Source organism: Nostoc sp., from assembly GCF_036917455.1.
Lineage (GTDB): Bacteria > Cyanobacteriota > Cyanobacteriia > Cyanobacteriales > Nostocaceae > Nostoc.
On sequence record NZ_JBALDK010000021.1, the window covers coordinates 19,385 to 44,268 of the forward strand.

Annotated in this window: 20 protein-coding genes and 2 pseudogenes; 10 read left to right on the top strand and 12 right to left on the bottom strand. The window is 40.8% G+C overall.

Annotated elements, in window-relative coordinates; translation table 11 throughout:
* Positions 1-133 precede the first annotated feature (133 nt).
* The 4 genes from V7K42_RS02010 to V7K42_RS02025 all read right to left on the bottom strand — a co-directional run bounded on the left by V7K42_RS02010 (position 134) and on the right by V7K42_RS02025 (position 3,740).
* Positions 134-655 (bottom strand): Ycf51 family protein, encoded by a 522-nt coding sequence (locus V7K42_RS02010; RefSeq protein ID WP_334913167.1) that lies wholly within the window; start codon positions 653-655, stop codon positions 134-136.
* A 183-nt stretch (positions 656-838) separates the two neighbouring features.
* Positions 839-1,228, bottom strand: coding sequence for a hypothetical protein (locus V7K42_RS02015; RefSeq protein ID WP_334913068.1), 390 nt, complete (start codon positions 1,226-1,228; stop codon positions 839-841).
* Between the two features lie 362 nt (positions 1,229-1,590).
* Positions 1,591-2,916 (bottom strand): O-antigen ligase family protein, encoded by a 1,326-nt coding sequence (locus tag V7K42_RS02020; RefSeq protein WP_334913070.1) that lies wholly within the window; start codon positions 2,914-2,916, stop codon positions 1,591-1,593.
* On the bottom strand, positions 2,898-3,740 hold the full coding sequence (locus V7K42_RS02025) for a hypothetical protein (RefSeq protein WP_334913072.1): 843 nt from the start codon (positions 3,738-3,740) through the stop codon (positions 2,898-2,900). The genes V7K42_RS02020 and V7K42_RS02025 overlap by 19 nt, the downstream gene beginning before the upstream one ends.
* A 131-nt stretch (positions 3,741-3,871) precedes the next feature.
* Between V7K42_RS02025 and V7K42_RS02030 the strand changes: the two genes are divergently transcribed.
* The 5 genes from V7K42_RS02030 to V7K42_RS02050 all read left to right on the top strand — a co-directional run bounded on the left by V7K42_RS02030 (position 3,872) and on the right by V7K42_RS02050 (position 9,524).
* The gene (locus V7K42_RS02030; protein WP_334913074.1) at positions 3,872-4,960 is read left to right on the top strand and encodes an NAD(P)/FAD-dependent oxidoreductase; all 1,089 of its coding nucleotides are present in this window, start codon (positions 3,872-3,874) and stop codon (positions 4,958-4,960) included.
* 507 nt (positions 4,961-5,467) lie between these two features.
* On the top strand, positions 5,468-5,845 hold the full coding sequence (locus V7K42_RS02035; protein WP_334913076.1) for a hypothetical protein: 378 nt from the start codon (positions 5,468-5,470) through the stop codon (positions 5,843-5,845).
* Positions 5,846-6,016: 171 nt separating this feature from the next.
* Positions 6,017-6,919, top strand: coding sequence for an SIMPL domain-containing protein (locus V7K42_RS02040; protein WP_334913078.1), 903 nt, complete (start codon positions 6,017-6,019; stop codon positions 6,917-6,919).
* 613 nt (positions 6,920-7,532) lie between these two features.
* Positions 7,533-7,949 carry a VOC family protein gene (locus tag V7K42_RS02045; protein WP_334913080.1) on the top strand — a complete coding sequence of 139 codons (417 nt, stop codon included), beginning with the start codon at positions 7,533-7,535 and terminating at the stop codon, positions 7,947-7,949.
* A gap of 684 nt (positions 7,950-8,633) precedes the next feature.
* Positions 8,634-9,524: a bestrophin family protein gene (locus tag V7K42_RS02050; protein ID WP_334913082.1), complete on the top strand. Its 891-nt coding sequence runs from the start codon at positions 8,634-8,636 to the stop codon at positions 9,522-9,524.
* A gap of 85 nt (positions 9,525-9,609) precedes the next feature.
* Here the strand turns inward: V7K42_RS02050 and V7K42_RS02055 are convergent.
* Together V7K42_RS02055 and V7K42_RS02060 are read right to left on the bottom strand one after the other, a co-directional pair.
* Positions 9,610-9,708, bottom strand: a pseudogene (locus V7K42_RS02055) (3-alpha domain-containing protein); the annotation flags it as partial.
* Between the two features lie 15 nt (positions 9,709-9,723).
* Positions 9,724-9,936, bottom strand: coding sequence for an MOSC domain-containing protein (locus V7K42_RS02060; RefSeq protein WP_334913084.1), 213 nt, complete (start codon positions 9,934-9,936; stop codon positions 9,724-9,726).
* 72 nt (positions 9,937-10,008) lie between these two features.
* Between V7K42_RS02060 and V7K42_RS02065 the strand changes: the two genes are divergently transcribed.
* From V7K42_RS02065 to V7K42_RS02075, 3 genes and pseudogenes are all read left to right on the top strand, one after another.
* Positions 10,009-10,845 carry an alpha/beta fold hydrolase gene (locus V7K42_RS02065; RefSeq protein WP_334913169.1) on the top strand — a complete coding sequence of 279 codons (837 nt, stop codon included), beginning with the start codon at positions 10,009-10,011 and terminating at the stop codon, positions 10,843-10,845.
* A 363-nt stretch (positions 10,846-11,208) separates the two neighbouring features.
* Complete coding sequence (locus V7K42_RS02070; RefSeq protein ID WP_334913086.1) at positions 11,209-13,095, top strand: serine/threonine-protein kinase; 1,887 nt, start codon at positions 11,209-11,211, stop codon at positions 13,093-13,095.
* A 117-nt stretch (positions 13,096-13,212) separates the two neighbouring features.
* Positions 13,213-13,548: pseudogene (locus tag V7K42_RS02075) on the top strand (transposase); the annotation flags it as partial.
* 155 nt (positions 13,549-13,703) lie between these two features.
* Here the strand turns inward: V7K42_RS02075 and V7K42_RS02080 are convergent.
* From V7K42_RS02080 to V7K42_RS02100, 5 genes are all read right to left on the bottom strand, one after another.
* On the bottom strand, positions 13,704-14,492 hold the full coding sequence (locus V7K42_RS02080) for an ABC transporter permease (RefSeq protein ID WP_334913088.1): 789 nt from the start codon (positions 14,490-14,492) through the stop codon (positions 13,704-13,706).
* 52 nt (positions 14,493-14,544) lie between these two features.
* Positions 14,545-15,525, bottom strand: a complete 981-nt coding sequence (locus tag V7K42_RS02085; RefSeq protein ID WP_334913090.1) for an ABC transporter ATP-binding protein — start codon at positions 15,523-15,525, stop codon at positions 14,545-14,547.
* A gap of 395 nt (positions 15,526-15,920) precedes the next feature.
* Positions 15,921-17,567: an ABC1 kinase family protein gene (locus V7K42_RS02090; protein ID WP_334913092.1), complete on the bottom strand. Its 1,647-nt coding sequence runs from the start codon at positions 17,565-17,567 to the stop codon at positions 15,921-15,923.
* Positions 17,568-17,597: 30 nt separating this feature from the next.
* Positions 17,598-17,882 (bottom strand): membrane protein insertion efficiency factor YidD, encoded by a 285-nt coding sequence (gene yidD / locus V7K42_RS02095; RefSeq protein WP_334913094.1) that lies wholly within the window; start codon positions 17,880-17,882, stop codon positions 17,598-17,600.
* A 94-nt stretch (positions 17,883-17,976) separates the two neighbouring features.
* Positions 17,977-19,098: a mannose-1-phosphate guanylyltransferase gene (locus V7K42_RS02100; protein ID WP_334913096.1), complete on the bottom strand. Its 1,122-nt coding sequence runs from the start codon at positions 19,096-19,098 to the stop codon at positions 17,977-17,979.
* Positions 19,099-19,213: 115 nt separating this feature from the next.
* Here V7K42_RS02100 and V7K42_RS02105 point away from each other — a divergent pair, with 115 nt between their 5' ends.
* Together V7K42_RS02105 and V7K42_RS02110 are read left to right on the top strand one after the other, a co-directional pair.
* A complete protein-coding gene (locus V7K42_RS02105) occupies positions 19,214-20,734 on the top strand; it encodes an LCP family protein (protein ID WP_334913098.1) in 1,521 nt (506 codons plus the stop codon).
* Between the two features lie 78 nt (positions 20,735-20,812).
* On the top strand, positions 20,813-21,319 hold the full coding sequence (locus V7K42_RS02110; RefSeq protein WP_334913100.1) for a pentapeptide repeat-containing protein: 507 nt from the start codon (positions 20,813-20,815) through the stop codon (positions 21,317-21,319).
* A gap of 387 nt (positions 21,320-21,706) precedes the next feature.
* Here the strand turns inward: V7K42_RS02110 and V7K42_RS02115 are convergent, their stop codons facing one another.
* Positions 21,707-24,724 carry a GAF domain-containing protein gene (locus tag V7K42_RS02115; protein WP_334913102.1) on the bottom strand — a complete coding sequence of 1,006 codons (3,018 nt, stop codon included), beginning with the start codon at positions 24,722-24,724 and terminating at the stop codon, positions 21,707-21,709.
* Positions 24,725-24,884 lie beyond the last annotated feature (160 nt).

Genomic DNA, 24,884 nt, shown 5'->3' on the forward strand with positions numbered 1-24,884 from the left:
TTAACAAAAATAAGTTTAAAGTCTTGACATCAAGTAGAGGTAAATTAAGATTTTTGTTTTCTGAGATGAAGACATAAAGAGGGGATGACGCGGAGAAATTATCAAATACTCTCTCCGCGTCCTTGCGTGCCTTTTATGCAGTAGGTTTTGACAATTGGGCTAATTTATCTGTGTAAATTTCCACTGTGACTGGTGAATTTTGATGAGAAAGGAGCGATCGCTTCATCTCACCCAAGTAAACTGGTACAGAAATCCCTGGTTCTGGGTGGATAATGGTACGGGCGCGAACTGTCAATTTGTCGTCTTCACGTGTACCTGAACGACCATAAGAAAATAAATTACTAGCTGCTTGACGTAAAGTTGCTTCTAATTGTGTTGGCGTAATTTGGGATGATGTGGTGATAACTGCTTGTGTGGAGCCATTGTCATAAACTAGAGTGTACTTGCCTGCTCCTGGAATCACAGCCCGACTTAAGGGGACTATTGATAGTGCAAATAAACCACCCGTCAGCACCAGCATAAAGCCAGTTGTACCCACCAGCCGAAAGCGGATGCCCCATTTGAGAATAAAAGCTAAAGCTGTTAAGGCAGCGAATGCCAAGGTAGCTATACCTGACCATTGGGTGTACTGAAGAAAATTAGCTGTTGTGAGCATAAGGTAGGTTATGGATGCGTCTTTTTTCGTTACCGACACACCTATTTTACCGAGAGCTTACACCATAAGGTCTTTGATTTGTGAGAATTGTAACCCGCAGATACCCCATTTATTTGAGAAGTCGGGTATCTTGTCGATCGCGAATAATTCAGGATTGCTATATCAATTACAAATTATATAGTGCTAGTATTGCCGACAAGTAAAAGATTTATTTCCCTTATCCGAAGTTGAAACATATATCCTATATTCTGCCGGACAAATTTCAACTGAATTAACTGTTTTAATTTGGATGTCATCTGCAATCTCACAACTTTGGAACTGTCCTTTTTCATCGAAAGATATGTAATTTTTTCCTCGGCAGGGAATATTGGATATCTCTGAAAGAGAACTGAAAACTTGCACATTAGTATTTCGATCGAGTATACAAGTTAACAGCGAACCATTGGGATAATAAATCATATTACCTGCTTCACACTCAATTGCTGCTTTTGCAGGTAGAGGAAAAGCAAAGTTAATTGTCAATAACCCTAATGAAGAAGTGAAAAATGTAAAGCTTTGCAATGATAATTTCATGAAGAAATTCTGGTTTTTTTACTAAGCTAAATATTTTTTTATTATGTTTGACTAAATAAAAATAGTAAATATACAAAAGGGCATCTACAAGAGATGCCCGTCATGTAGAAAAAACCCAAAGGGTCGTCCCTACACCTTCCCAACAATCAGCAACAGTGACTAATTAGGTATTAGTCACACTCACAGTCACAGACGTGAATATAGTAATCTTATTAACTTAAAACTATAAATGCCCCCCGTGCATACACTGAAAAAGTTATTGCGGTTCTAAGTCGCGGTGGCTGCGCTGCGATCGCCTGATACTTTAACACTTAAGTTTATGATGTTTAAGATTTAAATAGTTGCGATTTGTCATTTCCTAACTAATTTTGATGAGATGCAAGCTTGTCATATTGGTTATAACGATGTATTACTCCACAAATGGCAGCAAATATTACCCATGAAAGTGCATTCAAACGAAAATCAAAGAGGGTTACATCTACTGTATTCAATAGCATCCAACCAACAAATGCCAAAAGATAACTAAAAAATATCAATCTATCTTCTGTATTTATATGTTTTGCGTTTCGTAGTAATTGGACACCTGTAATCAAAATCCAAGCGAGTAAGGCACAAAATAACAAAGTGCTGGGAAAGCCAGTTTCAGCAGATAACATCAAAAAAAAGTTATGGGGATGGCCCAAGGGAATTTCCATTTGGGCTTTATAGAGTCTACTAAAACTACGTAACCCCCAGCCAGTCAAAGGATGTTCTTGAGCTAAAGACCAGGCAAATCCCCACTGAGTTTTTCGCATTAAAGCGACTGGCCGATCTGGATACATGTCGTCATTTAACCTTGCCCAAAAGAAAGCAGGAACGTACTGACGAAAAAATTGAGCGACTGGTGAGGGAGCAAAAGCTGCCAAAAGCACACTAGAAACGATCGCAGCTACACCACCCACAAGAATACGCCAGCCTTGGTAAAGTGCATAAGCTAAACAGGCAAAAATAGCGATCGCCCACCCATTGCGCGAGTTGGTGAAAATTAAGGCAATGAAATTTGTGATCATCGCCACCGTTAAGAAGAGAAAAGGGAGAAATGATTCTTGACTCTTAGCTTTTAGTTGCTGATAGTTTTCTAGCCACAAACCTAGACCAATGATGAAAACTATCACTAGATAAGCTGCGAAAGTGTTAGCGTGCAAGAATAGGGAAGCGATGCGACCTGGCGGATTTCCTCCTGGTCTGATTGTCCAACTCAATACAACCCACACAAACTGGAACTTAAAACTCCAGCCTAAAAATAACTGTCCCAAACCAAGAATTACCACTGGTATGGAACCGATTACTAAAACCCAAGCCATTTGGCGCAATTGGACAAAGGTTTGAATGAGAGCGCTATGAGCAACGAAAAGTAAAAAGAATGGTAATAAATTAAATAAGCCGAGAAAAGCTGCTGTTTTGTCATCGGCAAACCCAGCACTCACGATCAGCAACAGACTCAAAAGGGCAAATCCCCAGTTGAGGGGGCGGCGATTAATTTTGCGAGATTGTTTCAGCCAAGTTATTAATGAAACAAAACCTACAGTCACAGCCCCCAACAATGGACTCAATGGGAAGATTAACAGTGCCCATAGAGAGTAATTCCAAGAAGATCGCCAACGAGACTTGAAATAGTCAGAAACTTTGTTCAAGCTGGCTCCCAACATTCCTCACGAGTGAGGCGAATTTGGGCTAGGGCGAAAATAGTAGGAATGATCCGACCATAGTTAGTGGCGATCGCTCTCCACCCTAAATCTGCAAAAAACCAAGTCCACATCATCGGCCCAATCACGGCAAACATCGTGCGGGTTGCCCCATAACGAGCAGCACTCACTGTCATACCCCGTTGCGCCATTTGCATCGCTACATAGCTTTGGAATTGCGTTGTAGCAGCTTCTGTGCCTGTAATTGCCGCTTGTCTTGCTACTTCATAAGTAGCAAAGTGGATGGCAAATTGACGGGCAATTTGCTTAAGTACAAGTGGCTGGAGAAGTGAAGTAACCGCGATCGCACTACCGCCTTTGAAAAGTAACCCTAAGGGGTCAGGCTGCAATAAAAGTGGTAGAGGTTCTTTTAGTTCTGATTGGATAAGGTGACGCTGCACTCGGAGAGTCAATTTTTCTTTTTCCTGTTCAGGTAATTTTTTCCACACCTGTCCTAACAGATACAAAAATACTTCTGCTTCTAAATCAATAGTTGCCAGTTGATTAGAATAAGGAATTTTTAGATACTTACATACTTGAACTAAGGCTTGTCGATAAGTTACCTGGCCTGTACGTCCCCGTAATACAGTCATCCCATCTGCCGCCAAAAAACGAAAGCGACCTTCTAGTGAATCTAACCAAGCTTTGCGGTCTTGGCTTTGCACTTCGATGGGTTCGGGTGTGTGTACATAGTCTAGGGGATTGAACTTACGACTAAATAGAATTGCCGTTAAATCTTGCAATTCTTCTTCGGTCGCTAACTCTAGCGCCGCCCTCATCTCATCCAATTTCCCTTCCTCCCTTCCGTGCAACTTTCTGTACCTTATTCTACTATTAGCTTTCAGCAGTCATTAGTAGTAATTTTGTCCTTTGATAATAACCTAATGACCAATAACCAATGACTAAGGACTATGGACTCATGACTGATATTGTAGTGATTGGTGCCGGAATAGCCGGTTTAGTCTGCGCCCAGCAATTAAGTCAGGCTGGGTATTCGGTGCTAGTGCTAGACAAGTCCCGTGGTTTGGGAGGAAGACTCGCTACCCGCCGCTTGCATGGAACTTGGGCCGATCATGGGGCTTGTTATCTGAACCCAAAGGGTGAATTATTTAGACATTTTGTGGAGATATTGCGATCGCGCCAGATCCTCGAAGTTTGGACAGAGGAGGTTTATGAACTCACCGCAGAGGCTTTTTTATCTGAACCAAAAAACCGCAGTCCGCGATATGTTGCACCTGCGGGAATGAGTGCGATCGCTAAATCCCTCGCCCCAGGTTTAGAAATATTACTGAATCAGCGTGTCATCGCTATTACCCCAACTCCCGAAAATAGTTGGTGCTTGACTCTCGAATCTGGTAACGAAGAATTAACTGCAAAAGCTATAGTCGTTGCCATTCCTGCACCCCAAGCAATGATGCTGTTAGAACCTTTGGGTAAAAGTGGATTAGATAAAGCCTTTCTTGATAACTTGCGTTCTGTAGAATTTTATCCCTCAATTAGTGCGATCGCTGGATATCCTCCCACATCCCACCCACTCCCTCAGTGGAAGGCGCTAACTTTTATCGATGATGCTGATTTAGCATGGATTGGTTTGGACAGTAGCAAGCGTCCTAACCCTCAGCAACCACATTTTGTAGTGCAAAGTAGCGCTGATTTCGCCCAACGTCATCTAGAAATCCAGGATTTACAACCTGTTGCAGAGCTTATGTTGCAACGAGCAGCTGAATCTCTGTCCCTTCCTTGGCTGAATACTCCCGAATGGATGCAAGTACATCGTTGGCGTTATGCCTTTCCTAGCCGTCCTTGGCGCGAAGCTTTTTTGTCTGCTGAAACTCCCTTACCTTTAGTTTGCTGTGGTGATTGGTGTGGCGGCAATCTTGCAGAAGGTGCGATGCTTTCTGGATTAGCTGCTGCTAATGAAATTAATCATCAGTTGCATCATCTTCCTTTAGACAATGTGAACTTTCTAAACATTTTTACCCGATCGTTTCATCAGTCGCTAGACTGATTTTGCACTTTAGCAATTCCTTATTTGTCTGACTTCCTAAATCAACGGGCAACAAATAAGTTTTTTAGATGAAACGGCAAATTTTGCAGCAAACTTAAAATGTGATGAGAATTACCAACAAAGCTTAACTTCATTAAAAACTTGTTCCTCATTCATGATTTTTATTGCTGTTAATCTTGATCCCCCAGCTTTTATGCTGCGTTTTATGTAGATTTATGCTAAGAATGCAGAAATTTAGAATAATTAGGATTATAAATATATAGTATCGCTAACCTACCAGGATATTAGATGCTGTTTTAATAAATCATACTGCGGATCAGTATAAATTTTAACTAAAATCAGCAAAACCAAATGTCTGATATTCAATCAATATAAAAGGCTAGTTCCACTGGATTTTGCATTTATCAGTGGAACTACTTTTAACTGATTGTTATGACGACGTTGCTATCTAAAAAAGTTGTTTTTTCCACGCATTATTGACTAGATTAAAAAAGGAGTTTAAAAATTATGAAGACGGTAGTTAATTTAACACAGCAATCAGTAGTAGGAGAGATTGAAAGCGTTTTGGATACATATCCATACCATCCATATCAAAAAGCTTTTGCAATTCCTGACTTACGCCAAGAGCTAATTGCTTTTGTCCTCACCCGCATTCCCTCTTTTTACAGCGCTATGTCTGATGGGCATATTTCCCTGGCGGAGGCTGGACAAGAAAGCCTGGCTTATTACAAATTGCCTCGCAAACCCTTAGAGCAGCAACTGCACCTACAGAATTTGATTCACCAAGGCATTTGTTTAATTGTTCAAGAAAAGTCAGATTGGATTAACCATAATGTTTGTGAAACAGTTCAGCCAGCTTGTGAAGCTTCTCACTGGTTTGGTTAATAGTTCGCAGTGAATTCTTATCGAAACAGAATTCTGACTCCTGAATTCTTCTTCAATATTGAGCTAATCCCACGACTAAACGCTGTGGAATTAGCTCAATATTTTTGTAAGTATCCTGCTCTTGAGGTGTAAACTTTGACAATTACTAGGTTCAAAGGACATTCCCAGGACATGAGAAACATAACTGCTCTAATATTGGTAAGCATTACCGTCACTGTCGGGATCGGAGCATTAACACCCAAAGCTACTAATGCCCAATTATTTTATCCACCAGCAAGCGATCGCCATTCATTAATGGTAATCGGTCAAGGGGTAGTGAGAGTGCCAGCAGATACAGCCGATATTGAATTGGTATTCAGTAGCGAAGATAGTAATGATGATTTAGAAACGAAACCCTCATCTCTACCGCAAACCCACAACATATCCTCACCCTCCGGGTATGCCTCCGGCACGCCAAGGGCGAACGGCAGTCCCTCTTTGTTGGAACAACAAGACCGGGCTGCCTCACCGACTCTACTTTTAAATTACAAAACAGCAGCAGAATCTTTACCAAGCAAAAAATCCCTAACTAAAGCAACTCTCCAGCGTGTAGTTAATAGCCTAGTTGCCAAAGGGATTAGTGCTGATAAAATTCAAGTGCAAATTAGCCCTGATTCCAGCGAAAACAGCGCCAAAATATTGGTGAGGCTGGAAAAACCCACACGCGATCGCGTCCAGGAAATTGTTGCTACAGCGAAGAAGTCTACGAGCCAACTGGAAAATCTTTCCGTTAAGAGTGTAGGCGTTGAATACGCAGTAAATGACTGTCAAGCATTGCAGAGTTCAGTTTATCAATCAGCTATGAAAGATGCTCAAAGCCGCGCTCAAGCTTTAGCAACTGCTATGGGCGTTAAACTTGATATTCCTTCTGTAGCTGAACCATTTTACACATTATTTTATTCTTCATGTAGTTCTAAAACGGGAGTTCCTTTACCTTCATTTGCTAGTCTTTTATTATCAACGACTTATAATCCAGATGCCCCAGCAGAAGTAGAGATGAGAAAGGATATTTTTGTGACATATACAACTAAATAAGCATTTATATTAAGTGTGTCGCACTTTGATTTAGTCAAGATTCAGAAGTGCGATCGCTCCTCTGTAATTAAAAAACTCCAGAACTGTTTGTGACAACTCTGGAGTCAGGAAAGATACGCATTTACCTATACCCAAATTTTCACCTTCAGAGCATCTTACGTCATCAGGGTATACACTCAAATACAGTTAAGGATGTTTGAGGATTAACTGCTTTATTTACACAATTTTTCTGTTTGAATAGTACTTACGCACGAATTACGGAATAAGGAAGAGCAGAGGCGCAGAGAAATGAGAGTTTGAAAGATATTTTGTTTAAGTACTATCGAAGTAACGCAAAACAGCCCCAGTAAATCTGAGGCTGCTTTGCGAGAGTTGTTTAGTAGGAGGGGGTACATCAACAAGTGATGCCCTATGTTAAATATAGATAATTCAGTATGCATACCTATTCAGCCATATTTTGGCAGATCGGGATGATTTGGAAAATATCGCTTTTTCCAAAAAGAAACTCCAGATGCACTTAAGGCATTCTGGAGTAGTAACAGGTTTCTAACATCAATCAATTTTTACCCATGCGATCGCCAGATGTCGTTGGGGTATATACTCAAATGTATTTATGTGTACTCATCCGCAAATTGAACAGCAAATCACCTTCTTTTATACTCACAATTTTAAGGACTCTACTGAATTCTACGAACAAATGCTGGGTTTGAAGTTATGGCTTGACCAAGGAACTTGTCGAATTTATACTGTTAGTGGCTCTGGATACTTGGGATTTTGCCAAGCAAGCGAAACATCCACTCCTCCAGCCGACAAGCAACCAAGTGTCATTTTTACCCTAGTAACCCAGCAGGTAAATGAGTGGTTTGAATATCTCAAACAACGTGGTGTCAAATTTGAAAAGCCACCGACACTAAATGAAAAGTACAATATTTACCACTGTTTTTTTCGCGATCCCAGTGGTTATTTGATTGAAATTCAACGTTTTGAGCCTAACCACAAAAAAAGACATAACCAAATTAGTTATGTCTAAACATTCAATTTACAGGGCAGGATTTGTACAGACTAGAACTTTTTGATTTACTGGGGTACATAACACTAACTAATGCTGTATCCCGCATTTCTCACAAGCTTGAGGGGCAGAGGGGAAAGAACTTGGTATTTGAACTCTCCCCTGTTCCCCTGCTCAAGCGCAGGCTTGATCGAGATGTGGTGAGAAATCCGGGTGTATGACCATTATCGAGGGCCATGTACCTTTTCTTCTATCTATTTATTCAGAGTGAGGCGCAAGATTTATGCAGCCACCAATAAATATTTACATTTCTTGACAATTTGCTGCGTAGGCGTAGGCATAACTTTTCACTTTTACAGCAGATTTCAGATTAGTGAAGTACAGCATCTAGGTCTAGTAGCATGGCACATAGCCTATTCTAATTCTGAATTCTGACTCTTGAATTCTGAATTATGCTGTATATAATGGTGACTTAATTGCTGACAAAAAACTCTTTACACTAATCCTAATGATAGGTATTTAACCGGACTCTATATTGTATAACAGGAGCTAAAATGCAATCATTGTGGTCAGCAGTTCGTGTTCTTTAGCAAGATTACTTTTTAAAGTATCCTATTTGCCAATTGTGCTATTTATATAGTTATTATTTTTAAAGTATCGATATTTCATCTATCGATTCACTAAATATTCTCTTAGGGTGACTGCATGACAGCCGAAAAAACCACATGGCTACGTATAACATCGCAATTTAAAGGTTCGGTCATGAAAGCAATCTATAAACATATTTTATGGTGCGGAGCTTTTGGATTTGTGATTTCTGTCCTTTACCATTTTGAACAGCCTGTATCCCAACCGATTTTAGGAAGTGTTATTCCTAGTATTGTTTTAGGCTTATTGCTTGTATTTCGGACAAATACTGCTTATGAGAGATTTTGGGAAGGGAGAAAATGCTGGGGATCTTTAGTAAATAATACCCGAAATCTGGCCAGGCAAATTTGGGTATCTATTGACGAAATCTCACCAGAAGACAAAGACAATAAAATTACAGCATTAAATTTATTGGTGGCTTTTGCCGTGACAACTAAATTGCATTTGCGGGAAGAAGCAGTCAATAGCGAATTGGAAGATTTAATGCCATCTAGTAAGTATAGAAAACTGAAGATTATGAATAATCCTCCGATAGAGGTTGCGTTTTGGATCGGAGATTATTTACAGGAACAGTATCATCGCAATTGTCTTAATAGTTACCAGTTAACATCAATGCAAGAATTATTAAACAATCTTGTAGATAATTTAGGTGCTTGTGAACGGATTTTAAAAACACCTATGCCCTTAGCTTATGCCATTCATCTGAAGCAATTGTTATTACTATATTGTTTCCTGCTACCATTTCAAATAGTGGGGACTTTGGGTTGGTGGACAGCTTTAATTTCGGCGTTAGTTGGTTTTACAGTATTTGGTATTGAAGCAATCGGCTTGGAGATAGAAAACCCCTTTGGTTATGACCCTAACGACTTACCTCTAGATGCGATTTGCGCCACAATGAAACGCAATATAGACGATTTAACGACTCTGACTCCAAATGCGCGATCGTAGTCAGGTAATTTGACTTATGAAAAAAGTTGAGAGTGTTTCTAAAACAATTAGAGCGTTTTCTGACGAATTCTAACATTGATGAGATTCATCTGTTCAGCTTTTCGATTTGCTGCTGGAAATAATTTCGCCAATCTATGGGTAAAGCCCCAACTTGTAGGACGCGGTGTAACAGTTTTAGGTCTTCTGTTTCGCGTGCATACTATCGGGTGATATCAGCAATAGTGACATTATTTGAGTCTCGACTAATTAACTCCAAAGTATCACCATTTTCTACTTTCCCTTCTTGTAGCACTGAAAAGTAAAACCCCGTTAGACGGCTATCTAAAAACTGTTTAACTATATCAGCACGTCCAAACTTGATTAAGAGTTTATAATCTTGTACGACTAGATGTAGCGCATCGAACAGACTCATCTTTTCCCGCCCTCCAGCTTTCGCAGTACTATATAAACGCGAAACTATCTCTTCATTGGTGGATGTGCAATGATGCCTGTACGTCAAACTTTATCAAAGCCTGATATCCAACTTTCTTACTTAGAGTGGAACCAAGGTCAAGAACCCTTACTGCTGTTACACGGTTTAGGCGACCATGCTCTAGTGTGGTCTAGTTTAGGAGATTACTTGGCGACAGACTACCACATAGTCGCACCAGATATGCGCGGACATGGCGAAAGTACTAAGCCTGAGAGAGATTATACCTTTGAAAGTGCGATCGCAGACCTCGAAGCACTTATGGATGGTCTGGGATGGACATCTGCCCATATTGTAAGTCATTCCTGGACAGGTAAATTAGCCGCTATCTGGGCAAGACAAAACCCAAAGCGTTTGCGGAGTATAATTCTCATCGATCCAATTTTCATCTGGAAAATGCCCAGCCTTTTCAGACTAACTTTTCCCATGTTGTATCGCTTCTTACCCTTTCTCAAAAGCATGGGCCCCTTTGCTAGTCATGAAGAAGCCGAACAACAAGCACGGCAATTAAAGCAATATCAAGGATGGAGTTCTTTGCAACAGCAAGTTTTCCAAGCAGGAATAGAACAAAAAACCGATGGTAGTTGGGGCAGCAAATTTACCATCGCCGCCCGCGACGGTATTTTTGAAGCAGTTATGCAAGTCCCTGGTTTTACAATCCCCCTTGATACCCATGCTCTCTTTGTCCAGCCAGAACAAGGACTTAACCGCCAAGATTGGCAAATTCAACCCTACAAAACCTATCTTAAAAAACTACGCATCTGCCAAGTTCCTGGCAATCACTGGCCGTTTTTGACACAACCAGAGGCATTTAACCAAACTGTAGTAGCTTTCTTGGCAGAACACAGATAGAAAAGGGAGCAATGCGATTTTGTGAGCAGGGGGAGCAGGGGAGGCAGGGGAAGAGAAAGAAATAAGTGTATTTATAGCTATAAAGGTCGTAAAAAATACTAAGGTTTTCTCTTCACTCCCCCTGCTCCCCCTGCCTCCCCTGCTCTTTTCACGAGGATCTCACTTTTTCGCGTTGCTCCCGATAGAAAATCTCATTATTATTAGACGGGATTATCATCCGGCAACAGAAGAATTAATAGGAGCGATGTCTAGCAATAAGCGGCTACGCGTCTGTGCTCCCCTTAAATCAGTTATTAGTTATCAGTAACCCGGAAACACTGATAACTAATAACTGATAACTGTTAAAGTACGGATAAGCAAGTCATGAGCCTTTGTATCAATCCCCTTTGCCCTACACCAAATCACCCGAATAATGAACAAAACCGCTTTTGTCAAAGTTGTGGTTCCCATTTGGAATTGCTAGGGCGTTATCGGGTGACGTGCCTATTGAATGACAAAACAGGGTTTAGTAAAGTTTATGAAGCATACGAACAAAATACCCCTAAAATCCTCAAAATACTCAAAGAGGATCTATCAGGTAACGCCAAAGCAGTAGAACTATTTCAGCAAGAAGTAACTGTGCTGGAACAACTCAAGCATCCCGGCATTCCCAAAGAAGATAGTTATTTCCAGTATCAAACCCGAAATGGTTTAGTATTGCATTGCATTGCAATGGAAAAAATCGACGGGTACAACTTAGAACAGTGGCGACAGCAGCAGAATCGCCCTGTTTCTGAAGAACAAGCTATAGCTTGGTTAAAACAATTACTAGAAATTTTGAATTTAGTGCATAGTAAACACTACCTACATCGAGATATTAAACCATCTAATATCATGATTCGATCCCCCATTGAGAAACGTTGGGGGAATTTGGTACTGATTGATTTTGGCACTGCCACTGAAATCGGCAGAACCGACTCAGACCAACTCAGCAACAGCGACAAGATGACAGCCCTTATGTCATCTGGCTACAGCGCTCCAGAACAAATGAATGCTCAAGCAGTACCGCAATCAGATTTCTTTGCCTTAGGACGCACCTTTATATTTTTGCTAACAGGACAGCATCCCTTAGATATGTATGATGTTCAGCAAAATATATTGCATTGGCAAAATCATGCCATCGATATCTCACCATTACTATTAAATTTAATTGATTGGCTAATAGCAACAGATATAGAAAGTCGTCCTGCTAATGCTCAAGAAATTTTACAGCGCCTAGAACAAATTGAAGAAAACAAAAAGTTCTGCTCAGAAGAGGATTTAACCCCACCTAAACGGGAGCCACTTGTAGAAGTAGAGGATTCAGAGCCAAGCTCTCTACCATTGGAGCAGAAGCCAGAAAATAGTATTCCTCCCGCTCCTGTTGTCGAATCTCAGCCAACAGAAACTACTCCTGAAAATATTAATTTAGCAATCGATTTGAACCCGGAGCAGTTATCCGCACCAATTCCTCAAACTTTGCCATCCCCACAGAAAGAGCCAGAAGAAGTACCACTACTGAAATTTTTTGCAGGGCTGTTAGTGATATTAGGATTACTTAGTATAGTGGCTTTAGCAATGCGAAACTCACAATTTATGGTGAGGTCAAATTATGGTCAATCTCCCGAAAAAAGAGGAAATATTGATTATTTTTCTGATCGAGAAGGTAGAGATAGCCAGGGAAAGGTAGCCGAATTTAATATCGCTGTTTTATCACTAGAGTATAAATGGCTTTTAGGTAGCAATTTTCAGATAAAATATAATGATGAAATTATTAGTCTAGACCTTTTAAAGTTGAACTTAGAACAAGAAGATATACAGAATATAATGGGAGATCCCAGCGAGATTATATCTATAGGTACAGTTTCTTGTAAAGGTAATATAGCAGTTCAAGAGCGAATGGCTCTAGAACGTTCTAAACAAATTCAATTTTTAGTAAAAAAAATATTTATTAATACCCCAAGTGTTAAACGTTATCGAATATTAAATTTGGGACAATTTCAACGGAGTGATTGTCAGACAAACCAGGATTTAACTAAATATCAGAGAAGTATTATAATTATTGGTGTAAAAAAGCAATCGGTAGGTGTAATTCTCGATGAAGCACTACGGGATAGGTTAGAGAAGAAGCCTTTTGCTGATTTTAAGTTAGAAGATTATTCTTTGGGCACAGCAGAAAAATTTAAAACAATACCAAGTAATTTACAAAATCTCTATAGCGATCCTAAATGAGCCGTGAAAATCTCCGAGTCCTCTCTCTGCGCTCTCTGTGCCTCTACGGTTCATTTATTTTTACAAATTAGGACTGCGATAAAAAAGTACATCAGTGCATAGGCGTAAGCGATCGTAGTAGAAACTGTCATGGCTTTTTTTGCTACCTTCGTATTAGGTAGCGCTTTAGTTCAGCAAATAATGAGGTGGGATATGGCAGTGTTACACGAATCTCCCTGGTATCAGCAAATTTTTAGAGAAGGCGAACAACGTGGAGAAGAACGAGGACGGCAAGAAGGACGGCGAGAAGAGATTCTGTCAGGTATTGAACTCGCTTTAGAGATAAAATTTGGCACTCAGGGATTGCAAATGATGCCAGAAATCTCTCAAATTGCTGATTTAGATAGATTAAAGGCAATTCAGCAGGGAATTAAGAGCGTCAATACTCTTGATGAATTACAGCAAATCATTTGAAGTAATGGAACTTCCTTGAGTTTGGCAAATCGTGAGATGGAATATGTCAGTATTCGAGAAAACTTTCTTTTATCAAGAAAGTTTTAAATTACCCCAAATTAGCCAAACTCTGGGATGGCAAAGATCTTAATTTTGAATTAGAAATTATAAATTGTTCATGCTCCCATGCCAGAATACCGCTTCAAACCTGCACGCCAAAGTAAGCGATTCGCACCCAAAAATACTAGTAGCCAACCGAACATTGACCAAAATCCCCGCCCTATATCTACGGGTAGCCCCACCAAAAGACTTGCAGGAAAATTAATCAAATAAGGAAAAGGCGTAAACATCACTATTTTTTGCACAGGTTCTGGAAAAACTTCTAAAGGTGCTATCAAACCAGATAAAAATAGATAAAATAACAACCAAAAATTTTCTAAAGCAGTAGCCCGTTCTGTCCAAAAGGCGAACATGGCAAAGGTGTACTGAATCGTAAACCGCAAAGCAAAAGCTATCACCACCGCCAATGTAAACAGCAGAAATCTACTCAAGCTTGGTATCCAAAAAGCTTGGGGATAAAGAATAAAAAATAATGCCACTAATAAAAAAGTAAACATTAGCCGAGCAAATCTTTCAGAAAGATGTCCTGCAACATGATGCCATACTGGGTCGAGTGGTTGTAGTAACTTAGGGGAAAGCTTACCTTCCACAACCTCTTTTTCAAAATCCCAAATTACCCAAACAGTTGTTAATTGTCTAACTACAAAAACCGCTATAAAATAGCGGGCAAAATCCACAGGTGATAGCCCAAACTGCCCACCTTGTGCTGCCTGTATCCAGATACCCATGAGGATAATCGGCAAAGACCCAGCCAAAACCCATAAGATTAGTTCTGCTCGATACTCAACCATATAGGCGTAGTATACTGACAGCAAGGTTAGAGCTTTTTTAATAAATTTTTTCATCTATGGTGCATTCTCCTCTCGGCAACTCTATTTCTGACAGCGATCGCTACAGCTACACAACACCTGCCTGAAAAACTCGTCCAATTACTTCTTCTACAGGCGGTTCGGTGACAGTTAAATCAATTACCTCCAAATCCGTCAAAATCTTCGATAACGTGCGGGTGAGCGCCTCTCTAGATACCATAAAATGCACCGATCGCCCTTCTAAGAGTTGCACATCCCCGTATGTCATAAGTTTTTCTATCGGCAGAGGCTGGGCTAACTCTATATGAACTTCCCGGTAAGGGGCAAAACGTTTTAGTAATCCATCTAAACTGCCGTCATACATCAGGTTTCCCTGGTGAATCAACAGCACGCGTTGACACAAAGCTGTGATATCAGCCATATAATGACTCGTCAACAGCACTGTAGCCTGATAACGCTGATTGTAGTCGCGCAAAAAATCGCGTACTGCTACCTGAGCATTTACATCTAGTCCCAGAGTCGGTTCATCTAGGAATAATACGTGGGGACGGTGTAAAAGTGCTGCTAGCAATTCTGCCTTCATTCGCTCACCCAAAGATAGCTTCCGTACTGGCTGGATAAGTTTGCCTTCTAGGGAAAGCATCTCTGTTAATTCTCCTACCCGCCTTTGAAACTCTTTATCAGAGATGTTGTATACAGCAGCATTAATTTTCAAAGAATCCAGTGCTGGTAAATCCCAAATAAGCTGCTGCTTTTGCCCCATCACTAAGGTAATTTTTTGCAAAAATGCTTCTTTCCGATGAAACGGAATTTGTCCAGCTACTGTGACTTTACCGCTTGAAGGATGAATCAGTCCCGTAAGCATTTTTAGTGTGGTGGTTTTACCGGCACCATTTGGCCCCAAAAACCCCACTACTTCACCAGGGGCAATTTCAAAGGAAATATTCTCAACTGCTTTAATTGAGCGGTAGGTACGGTGGAAAAGGTGGGTAATTGCACCTTTAATACCCGGACTTTTAACTGCCACTGGATAAGATTTACTCAGATTTTCAACAACGATGATTGACATATTTTTTATATTAGAACCACAGATGTATAGAGACACACGTAAATCATCGGTGTTTAACGCTTTTTATCAAGCAGAATTCAGGAGTCAGTAGTCAGAATGGGCTAAACGCCCCGCTAACACAATGAATTGAATTCTGACGGAAAAAATGGATAGCGAGTTTGAGTTTGTCTTGATTGTGACTTCTAGATTCTTCAACTATGGTTCTAATACCAATTCTGTAGAAGATGCGCCAACTATATGAGGAACGAACCGCAAAGGACACAAAGAAACAAAGAAGAAGCCAAGAAAATTTGGCACAGCCTCATAAAGAAATGGTATTAAGTAAGAAAGCAGGGATTTTCGCCAGTGACATATCATCATTTCCTGTGGTGGGCATGACGCACAACACATAGACTTTAGCGTAAACGTCCCGATCGCAGTGTACTGATAATTAACCACAAACCCAATAAACTAGCAACGGCAAAGAGGATGGTGCTTAAAAAAGATAGCTGGCTTGTCTGCGCTCTGGTGGAAATAATTGCTGCACCCATAATCAGCGAACCCACTAGTATACTAAAAGAGAGTCGGTTTGCCGCATCGTCCATTGTGCGCCGCACGCCATCTAAACCCCGCAGCGATAGATTCCACTGTAAGGTTTCTGAGGTTACTCGATCTAACAGCAGTTCTATTTGGCGAGGAGACTGGAGAGAGAGACTTTTTATATCTAAGGCTGTTCGTAATAGCGATCGCACTGGATTATCGCCCAGTAATTGCCGACGAAACAAGTCTGTAATTAATGGTTTAACTTCATCGAAAAAATTAAGCTCTGGGTTGAATGTCCGCGCTACCCCTTCTAAATTCGCCAGAGTTTTGGCATACAGACCCATATTGCTAGGTAATCTAATTTTATTATTCCGCGCAACTTGTAAAACCTCATAGATTATCTGACTGAAGTTTATTTGCGTCAGGCTAACATTGTGATACTTTCGCAACATGCGATCGTAATCATTTTCTAACCGTGATAAAATTACTGGTTGAGCCGAATCTGATAGCTGCAAAGTTAATTGAGCGCACCTTTGAGCATCTAAATCAACGATCGCTAACAACATCTCTGTTAATATCTGCTGTGTACGAGGATCAAGTCTTCCCACCATCCCACAGTCTAAGAGGGCAACTCGCCCATCTTTGAGATAAAACAAGTTTCCCGGATGGGGATCAGCGTGAAAAAAGCCATCAATATATAGTTGCTGAAAAAATACCCGAAATAACAAAGTAGTTATTTCTTTACGCTCTACAGCAGGGTCTTTACCATTATTGTTGTTCTCCAAATCCGCCAACAGAAACGGTACGCCATCCAGCCATTCCATCACCAGTAATTTTTCTGTGGTCAATTCCCAGTTAATTTCCGCAACCACTATTTGTGTAGGATCATACCACCGACTTTTAGATAAGTTGCGTCGCAGTTGGTCTGTAAAACCCGCTTCCCGTGTAAAATCTAACTCGGCTTCTAGAGCTTTGGTGAATTCTTCGGCGATGGATTTGATTTCATAGGTTTGCCCAAACTCAGTCCGCGCCACTAAATCGGCAATACCTTGAATTAAAGCAATATCTTGGGCAATAGTCAGATCAATTCCCGGACGTTGGACTTTCAGAGCGACTTCTCGACCATCTGCTAATGTAGCGCGATGAGTCTGGGCAATTGATCCCGCCGCTACGGGGATCGGGTTAACTACGCTGAAAGTTTCTGTTAGTGGACGTTTTAATTCTTTACGGAGGATTATTTCTATCTCTGACCAAGGGACTGGTGGTACTTCGTCTTGTAAAGTTGATAGTTCCTCAATGTAGGCGGCGTTCAGTAAATCTGGACGCGTAGACATTAGCTGGCCAAGTTTGACGTAAACTGGCCCCAAGTCTACCAAGATATTTTTTAAAACCGCAGGTGTCGGTAACTGAGGTTCATCAGCTTTGCCACCAGTGAGCAACCTTCGCATATAGTCCCAGCCATTGCGAAGGAATACTTCCAGAATTTCTCGTTGACGGGGAACAGTTTGGGTGAGGAACATTTTTATAAATAACTGCAAAGACGCAGGGAGTTAAAGAGGTAAGCAACAGAGAATGACAATACAACCGGAATCCGCTCTAGTTTTGGTACTGGTTAAAGTTTTGCTAGCTGCGCCATAGTCTTGGAATCTTTTTAGAGATGATTGTATGGCTTCGTAGAGTTTCTGTTCGCTCAACATTCGTTTGACGTAATGAGAGCAAGAATCCCCACCATGTAATAAGCGATGAGAGCAACTAAATCCTTTGGAAGGAGAAATATATTTTTGTTTGATCGACCGTAATAGACTGCATTGCCATTGTTTTGGCCAGAGGCTCAAAGCTAATAATGTCCATAACTGTCAGAAAAAATAGCAGACAGTCAAGTTATAATAGGAAAATAGACTTTTTCGCCTCTGCCAAGGGTTTTAACTTTTATAGCAGGTCGGTAAATCGGGGATCGCTTTGGAGAATTTTAAGGATCTGCTTAATTTCCTGGGTACGTTCTTTATTGACAACGAGGGTGACATTGCGATCGCGCACAATCACCACGTCCTCTAAACCAATAGTAACAACTACATCCTCTGGATTGGAGGCATAAATAATCGCCCCATGCGTATCTAGCCCTATGTGGGTAGCAAGTTCTACATTGGGATTCTCTTCTGTTTTGAGTAAGCGCTCGATCGCATTCCAATCTCCCAAATCATCCCAACCAAAATCAACTGGCAAAACGTATGCTAAAGTTGTCTTTTCCATTAGGGCATAGTCTATACTCTTCTTAGGCAACTGGGGATAAATATCAGCACCCTGTTGTTCTAAAGGTTCGATAATTTCTGGAGCATGGGTATGTAGTTCTTTGAGAACAACCCCTGCCCGAAAAACGAACATTCCACTATTCCAGCTAAAACGTCCCGTAGATAAAAAAGTCTCTGCCGTTTCGCGGTTGGGCTTTTCAGTAAAGCGATTGACGTGATAAGCTGGCAACTCATTAAAGCTACCTATCTTTTCACCTTGTTCAATATAGCCGTAACCGGTTGATGGAAAAGTAGGTTTGATCCCCAGTGTAACGATCGCTGCTGTGCTTGCTGCCAGTTGCGTAGCCGCGCTTAATGTGTGTGCAAACGCTTCTTCGTCCGCAATCCAGTGGTCAGCAGGGAAAAAGCCAATCACAGCGTCTTCTCCATAGCGCTGTTTGATTTTTAAACTTGTCCAAGCAACGGCTGCGGCTGTGTCTCTGCCTTCCGACTCAATTAGTAAGTTTTCAACTGGTAGATCGGGTAATTGTTGTCTTACCCCTTCAGCTATCTGACTAGAAGTGATCACCCACAAGGAATCCCATCCCGTTCGGGTTCGCCAGTCGCCTGCGGAGGGAAACCCTCCCGCAGCGCTGGACTCACCGCCACCGAGTTTTATCAATCGATCGGCGGTTGCTTGTAATAAACTTCTAGAGCTACCATCAAGACTTAAAAATTGCTTAGGTCGGTTTTTGCGGCTCAGGGGCCAAAAACGTTCACCTTTACCACCAGCTAGGATTACGGGGAACAATAAAGTATTCATGTTGTCATACACGCCTACCGAAGAACATTATAAGTTTACAGTGAGCCTTTCCACTGGCAATATCTGTAGCTTGGATTAACATACTTTTAGGGAGTGGTTGAGTGGGGAAATAATTGTGATAAAACAAGTCGAATGGTCGGAAAATCCGGTTACATCTCAGCAAGTAGTAGAATTTGAACCTGAGGTGCGACAGCAGCAAATTCAACGCACGGAAAATCAGGTAGCGCCAGCACCAGTAGCCGACTCAGAGGAGGAGGATGTCGAACTAAACTCGCCAGCCAATCCGAACCGTAGCGTCGTCGAATCAGTGGGCGCGATTCCCAATCAGCTTTACGAGAGACTGGGCTTAACCATGCCTCGATGGCTGTTGTGGATCATGACGATTGTCATCGGCATCATCTTATCTGGGCTGCTAGTCTCGACATTAGCACTGTGGACTCCTTTGTGGAGCAATCTCGATCGAACAGATGAAGATTTAGGAAATACTCCAAAAGACGAGGTAAAAATACCGCTACCAGGAGAGTTGTGGAGCAAACTCTCCCAGTACCAGCTTTCACGACCCATGAATATTTTAATTATGGGAATTGAACCAGTTAACGGTACTGTTGATGGTTCACCAGAAAGCTTTGCTGGCAAAAGCGACTCCATGCTTATGGTACGCCTTAACCCTAGTGAAAAATCTGTACGGGTGCTTTCGATTCCCAAAGATACGATGATTGCCATCCCCGAAAAGGGAGAAAAGGGATTAACTAAGGTATCTGATGCCAATGCCAAAGGCGGCCCAGTCTTGGCAGCACGGGTAGTTAGCCGGACATTAAATAATGCTCCAATCGATCGCTACATCCGTATTTCTACTAGCGGCTTACGGCAGTTAGTCGATCAGTTAGGCGGGGTCGAGGTCTTTGTTCCCCAATCGATGGCATATAAAGACTCTAGCAGTCGGCTGTCGATTAATTTAGTCAGTGGTTGGCAAACCCTCAATGGCGAACAAGCAGAACAGTTTGTGCGGTTCCGCGAACCAGGTTTGGGAGATTTGCCGAGAGTGCAGCGTCAGCAAGCACTAACAGCAGCATTGCTGCAACGCTTAAATAGTCCTACCATTTTACCCAGGTTGCCTCAATTAACTCGCTTGATGCGAAAATACTTTGATACCAACCTGAAGATGGAAGAAATGATGGCGTTGGTCAACTTTGGCCTCAACCTAGATCGAGATAATTTCCAAATGACGGTGTTACCTGGTACCTTTAGCCGCTTTAGCAAAGACCCTGATAGCTATTGGCTAAATATGACTGGACAACAGAGCCTGTTGAATGATTATGTTGGGGTAAATGTACCTGGTCTGAAACCAGATATACGTCAGGTTCCTAACCTCAAAATTGCTATTCAAAATGCCTCCAATCAACCTCAGCTAACTGAAAAAGTTATTGCTTATCTCAAACAGAAAGGCTTTACTAATATTTACAAAGTGCCTGATTGGCCAGATACCCAACGTCAAACTCAGATTATTGTCCAAAAAGGCAATCGGCGAGTTGGTGTTGATTTGCAAAAAGTCTTAGGCTTGGGTCAAATCGAGGTGTCAGCGATTGGTGATTTAGAATCTGACCTCACAATTCGGATTGGTAAAGATTGGAAATAGTCATTGGTCATTAGTCATTAGTCATTGATCTAATGACAAAGGACTAATGACAAAGGACTACTAAAAAATAATGAAGTTATGAAAAAGATTTTACTGCGATTTTTGGGTTTGATTGTAATTTTGATACTAGCATTTTGCTGGATAATACTTAATCCTAAACCTGCTTTTGCTCAACTCAACACAATTAACTACAACAATATAAATTTAGAAAATCGTGATTTCTCTAATGCTGATTTGGCAGGTGTGACTTTTGTAGCAGCAGAAATGCGGGGGACGAATTTTCAAGGAGCGAATTTAACCAACGCAATTCTCACTAAAGGAGTTTTGTTAAAAGCAAATTTGGAAGGCGCGAATTTAAGCGGCGCTTTAGTCGATCGCGTCACTATGGATGGTGCTAACCTAAAAAATGCCATTTTCACAGAAGCAACTTTGACCCGTAGCCGTTTTTACGATGCCGAAATTACAGGCGCTGATTTTACCGACGCTTTGATTGACCGTTATCAAGTGTCGCTAATGTGTGAAAGGGCTGATGGGGTAAATCTGGTTACGGGTATGTCAACGCGAGATAGTTTAGGTTGTAAGTAAAGAGGCTCAGTGTTGAGCATAAAAACGGAGACATCTTACCGAAAAGATGGAAAATACAAATTCTTTATTAAACTATGTATTATTCGCTATCGATTTGATTTTAATTTGGGATTTGGTCAGAGATAAAAATATAAAAATTTATGAGCAAACACAAAAGAAATTTCAAGTTAGTAAGCTGTCGTGTATTTAATTTGCACAACTAGGGCGGGCAAGATGCCCACCCCACAAGAGATTTATTTTTTGGAGGATGCAAATTAAACTATTTTTAGCTTACCTATTTTTACTACAATATATGGCAGTTGTGATGTCTTCAGGGAACAGATAAAACCTCTACTTCTCCTTGTTACCCTACTTAATATTGAGTGAGAATTGCAAAACCAGTTTCTTTTAACTACTACTAGGAATTTCAATCAAAAACTCTGTTCCTTCTCCAGGTTTAGAGGAACATTTAATTTGTCCATGATGTTTTTCAACTACTATTTGATAACTAATAGACAATCCTAAACCCGTACCTTTACCTGGTGCTTTGGTAGTGAAGAAGGGATCAAACATGTGCGATCGCACTTCTTCTGAAATCCCTAGACCATTATCAGCTATTCTAATTACAACCTGGTTATTAGTGGTGTGCGTATTAATCCAGATAGTCAAAGGTATTATAGGACACCTTTGTGATAACTTCAAATACCTTTGCTGTATAGTTTTAAATTTTTCCTCTAATGCATCAATACTATTACTAAGAAGATTCATAAACACTTGATTTAATTGCGCGGGATAGCATTCGAGCAAAGGGAAAATAGCATATTCTTTAATAATCTCAATAACTGGGTGTTCATGATTATTTTTGAGCCTATGCCCTAAAATCAGCAAAGTACTATCCAATCCTTCATGAATATCTACTGCCTTCAATCCAGCCTCATCTGTACGAGAGAAGTTTCGCAGTGATAGCACAATATCACAAATTCGCTCTGCTCCTACTTTCATTGATTCAAGAGTTTGGGGTAAATCTTCAATGATAAAGTCCAAATCAGCCTTGTCAATTTGATCTTGGACAGATGGTAACAGGGAGGAATTTTGACGGTAAAGTTTCACTACCTTTAGTAGTTCTTCAGTATATTTATTTAAATGTATTAGATTGCCAAAAATAAAACTCACAGGATTATTGATTTCATGAGCCACTCCAGCAAGTAATTGTCCTAAACCTGCCATTTTTTCACCCTGAATTAACCTAGTCTGAGTTTGTTTTAATTCTTGCAGAGCTTGAGTCAGTTCTAAAGTTTGACGTTTAGTTTGGTCGAGTAATTCCGCTTGATGAATTGCAATTCCCAATTGTACAGCTACTTGAGCCAGTAAATTGATTTCTTCCTCTTTCCAATAACGTGGTTGCGAATTTTGATAAGCAACTAATAATCCCCATAATTTTTCACCTTGTCGAATGGGAACAAAAGTTTCGTTGCGCGGAAGTTCGTTATCGTCTTCTGTGTCCTCAAAAGTTTCCATAATCATTAGTTGCTCTTGTAGGACAGGTTTCCAACCATCTTTGAAGGAATCTGCTACAAATTTACCGCTCCAATCTGCGTTGAAGCGGTAGATTGCAACTCTCTCGACTTCGAGCAATTCTCGCACAGCTTGAGTAGTGGTTCTAAAAATAGTTTTAATATCGAGTGACTGGCGAATTTTATCAATGGTTGCAGCTAGCAATTCTTGCCGTTCCATTGCTTTTTCTCGTTCGGTGGCTTCTGCTAACTGGATAACCTGCATTTGAACTTGCTTTAAATAAGAATCCTGTTTTAATGCAACTCCCAATTGCTCGGCTATTTGACTGGTAAATTCAATTTCAGAAGGTTGCCAATAACGAGGAGCGGTACATTGGTGAATACACAATAATCCCCAAAGTTCACCTTTTTTTAATAGAGGTGCGACCATATTTGCCCGCACCTGAAATTTTTCTAGGATTTGGACGTAGCAACTTGCAAACTTGGCTTGATAAATATCAGCGATCGCATTGACTCGACCTTGAGCGTAAAGGGGTGCAAAGTTTTCCCCAAAGCAATAATCATAAACTTTTTCTGCGATTACCGAGTTACACTCAGGGACAAAATCCTCAGAAATAAATTCTCCTTCCCAATCTTTTTGAGGGTCAAAACGAAAGACTGCCACTCTATCAGCTTGCAGCATTTTCCGCGCCTCGGTGACAGTAGTCTGGAAGATTGTATCTAAATCTAGGGACTCCCGAATTCGAGTAATCACGTTAGTTAATGTCTTTTGTTGCTCTGCTTGGTACTGAGCGTATGTCAGCAACTTATGGTGTCGCACTGCCACACCAATTTGTGTGCCGATTTTGGTTAGTGATTCGACTTCATAAGATTGCCACTGTCTGGGTGAGACATTTTGGTAAGCAGCAATGACTCCCCAAAGTTGATCTCCTTGGAGAATGGGGGCAGTTGCAAAGGCTTTTGCTTGGAATTTCTCCAATAGGGTTACATGACAGTTTGTTAATCCGGCTTGGTAAATATCATTAACTGTAAATGTCTCATTGTTAACGTAACGCCCGCCTTGCGTCTGTTGTAAATAAGTATCAAAAATCGTAGGCTGAATACCAACTAGGGGAGTCCAATCTTCAGCAAATGATTCAGCAACAAAGTTACCACTCCAATCTGGATTGAAGCTGAATATGGCAACTCGGTCAGCTTGCAGCAGCTTGCGTATTTCTTGAGTTGTGGTTTTAAAGATGGTTTCAATATCAAGGGGTGAGCGAATTTTATCGACGATCCGAGCTATTACTTGGTCGCGCTGAACTGCTTGAGCTAATTTTGCAGCTTGCAATTGGACTTGCTTGAGATGCTTCGCTTGTTGAATCGCAACGGCAATATGGTCAGCAATTTGACGAACAAACTCAATTTCCGATTCTTTCCAGTCACGAGTCTCATTGCACTGATGAATACAAAGCAGTCCCCACAGTTCATTCTGGGGCGATAATGGGACAACAAGATTACCTAGTATCTGAAATTTACTCAAAATTTCCACATAACACTCACTCAGTCCTGCCTTGTAAATATCTCCTACTGCTTGTACTTGTCCTTCTTGATAACTAGAAGCAAATTCTTCTCCAAAACAGCGATCGCAAACCTTTACTTCTAATGCCGAATTCCAACCAGGCGCAACATCTTCATAAACAAATTCTCCTTTCCAATCTTTCTCTAAGTCAAACTGGAAAACTGCTACACGGTCAGCATTTAGGAACTGACGTACTTGTGTAACAGTAGTTTTAAAAATTCTTTCTAAATCAAGAGACTCCCGAATTCGCACAATTACACTCGCCAGAGCCTTTTGTTGCTCTAGTTGCTCTTGAAATTGAACGCTTGACAATAGAAGTTGATCTTCTGTGGAATTTGAATTTGGTTCCATTGCACTGGATTATATCGTTTTTATACAAGAGTTCTTCATACCAAACTTCATGAGTCGAAAATATGACAAACTGCGAATTTTGACAGCGTTCAACTATTTACTAGAAGATGGTTATTCTTATAGTTCCCCTTTCTTGATCTATTTTCTTTAATGGGTTAAA

Coding starts and splice junctions, on each gene's coding strand:
- V7K42_RS02080 (WP_334913088.1), bottom strand. CDS start 14,492: ATGAAAAAATTTATTAAAAAAGCTCTAACCTTGCTGTCAGTATACTAC.
- V7K42_RS02065 (WP_334913169.1), top strand. CDS start 10,009: ATGCCTGTACGTCAAACTTTATCAAAGCCTGATATCCAACTTTCTTAC.
- V7K42_RS02045 (WP_334913080.1), top strand. CDS start 7,533: ATGTGTACTCATCCGCAAATTGAACAGCAAATCACCTTCTTTTATACT.
- V7K42_RS02060 (WP_334913084.1), bottom strand. CDS start 9,936: ATGAGTCTGTTCGATGCGCTACATCTAGTCGTACAAGATTATAAACTC.
- V7K42_RS02110 (WP_334913100.1), top strand. CDS start 20,813: ATGAAAAAGATTTTACTGCGATTTTTGGGTTTGATTGTAATTTTGATA.
- V7K42_RS02090 (WP_334913092.1), bottom strand. CDS start 17,567: ATGTTCCTCACCCAAACTGTTCCCCGTCAACGAGAAATTCTGGAAGTA.
- V7K42_RS02010 (WP_334913167.1), bottom strand. CDS start 655: ATGCTCACAACAGCTAATTTTCTTCAGTACACCCAATGGTCAGGTATA.
- V7K42_RS02050 (WP_334913082.1), top strand. CDS start 8,634: ATGACAGCCGAAAAAACCACATGGCTACGTATAACATCGCAATTTAAA.
- V7K42_RS02085 (WP_334913090.1), bottom strand. CDS start 15,525: ATGTCAATCATCGTTGTTGAAAATCTGAGTAAATCTTATCCAGTGGCA.
- V7K42_RS02115 (WP_334913102.1), bottom strand. CDS start 24,724: ATGGAACCAAATTCAAATTCCACAGAAGATCAACTTCTATTGTCAAGC.
- V7K42_RS02035 (WP_334913076.1), top strand. CDS start 5,468: ATGAAGACGGTAGTTAATTTAACACAGCAATCAGTAGTAGGAGAGATT.
- V7K42_RS02015 (WP_334913068.1), bottom strand. CDS start 1,228: ATGAAATTATCATTGCAAAGCTTTACATTTTTCACTTCTTCATTAGGG.
- V7K42_RS02100 (WP_334913096.1), bottom strand. CDS start 19,098: ATGAATACTTTATTGTTCCCCGTAATCCTAGCTGGTGGTAAAGGTGAA.
- V7K42_RS02070 (WP_334913086.1), top strand. CDS start 11,209: ATGAGCCTTTGTATCAATCCCCTTTGCCCTACACCAAATCACCCGAAT.
- V7K42_RS02020 (WP_334913070.1), bottom strand. CDS start 2,916: ATGTTGGGAGCCAGCTTGAACAAAGTTTCTGACTATTTCAAGTCTCGT.
- V7K42_RS02030 (WP_334913074.1), top strand. CDS start 3,872: ATGACTGATATTGTAGTGATTGGTGCCGGAATAGCCGGTTTAGTCTGC.
- V7K42_RS02040 (WP_334913078.1), top strand. CDS start 6,017: ATGAGAAACATAACTGCTCTAATATTGGTAAGCATTACCGTCACTGTC.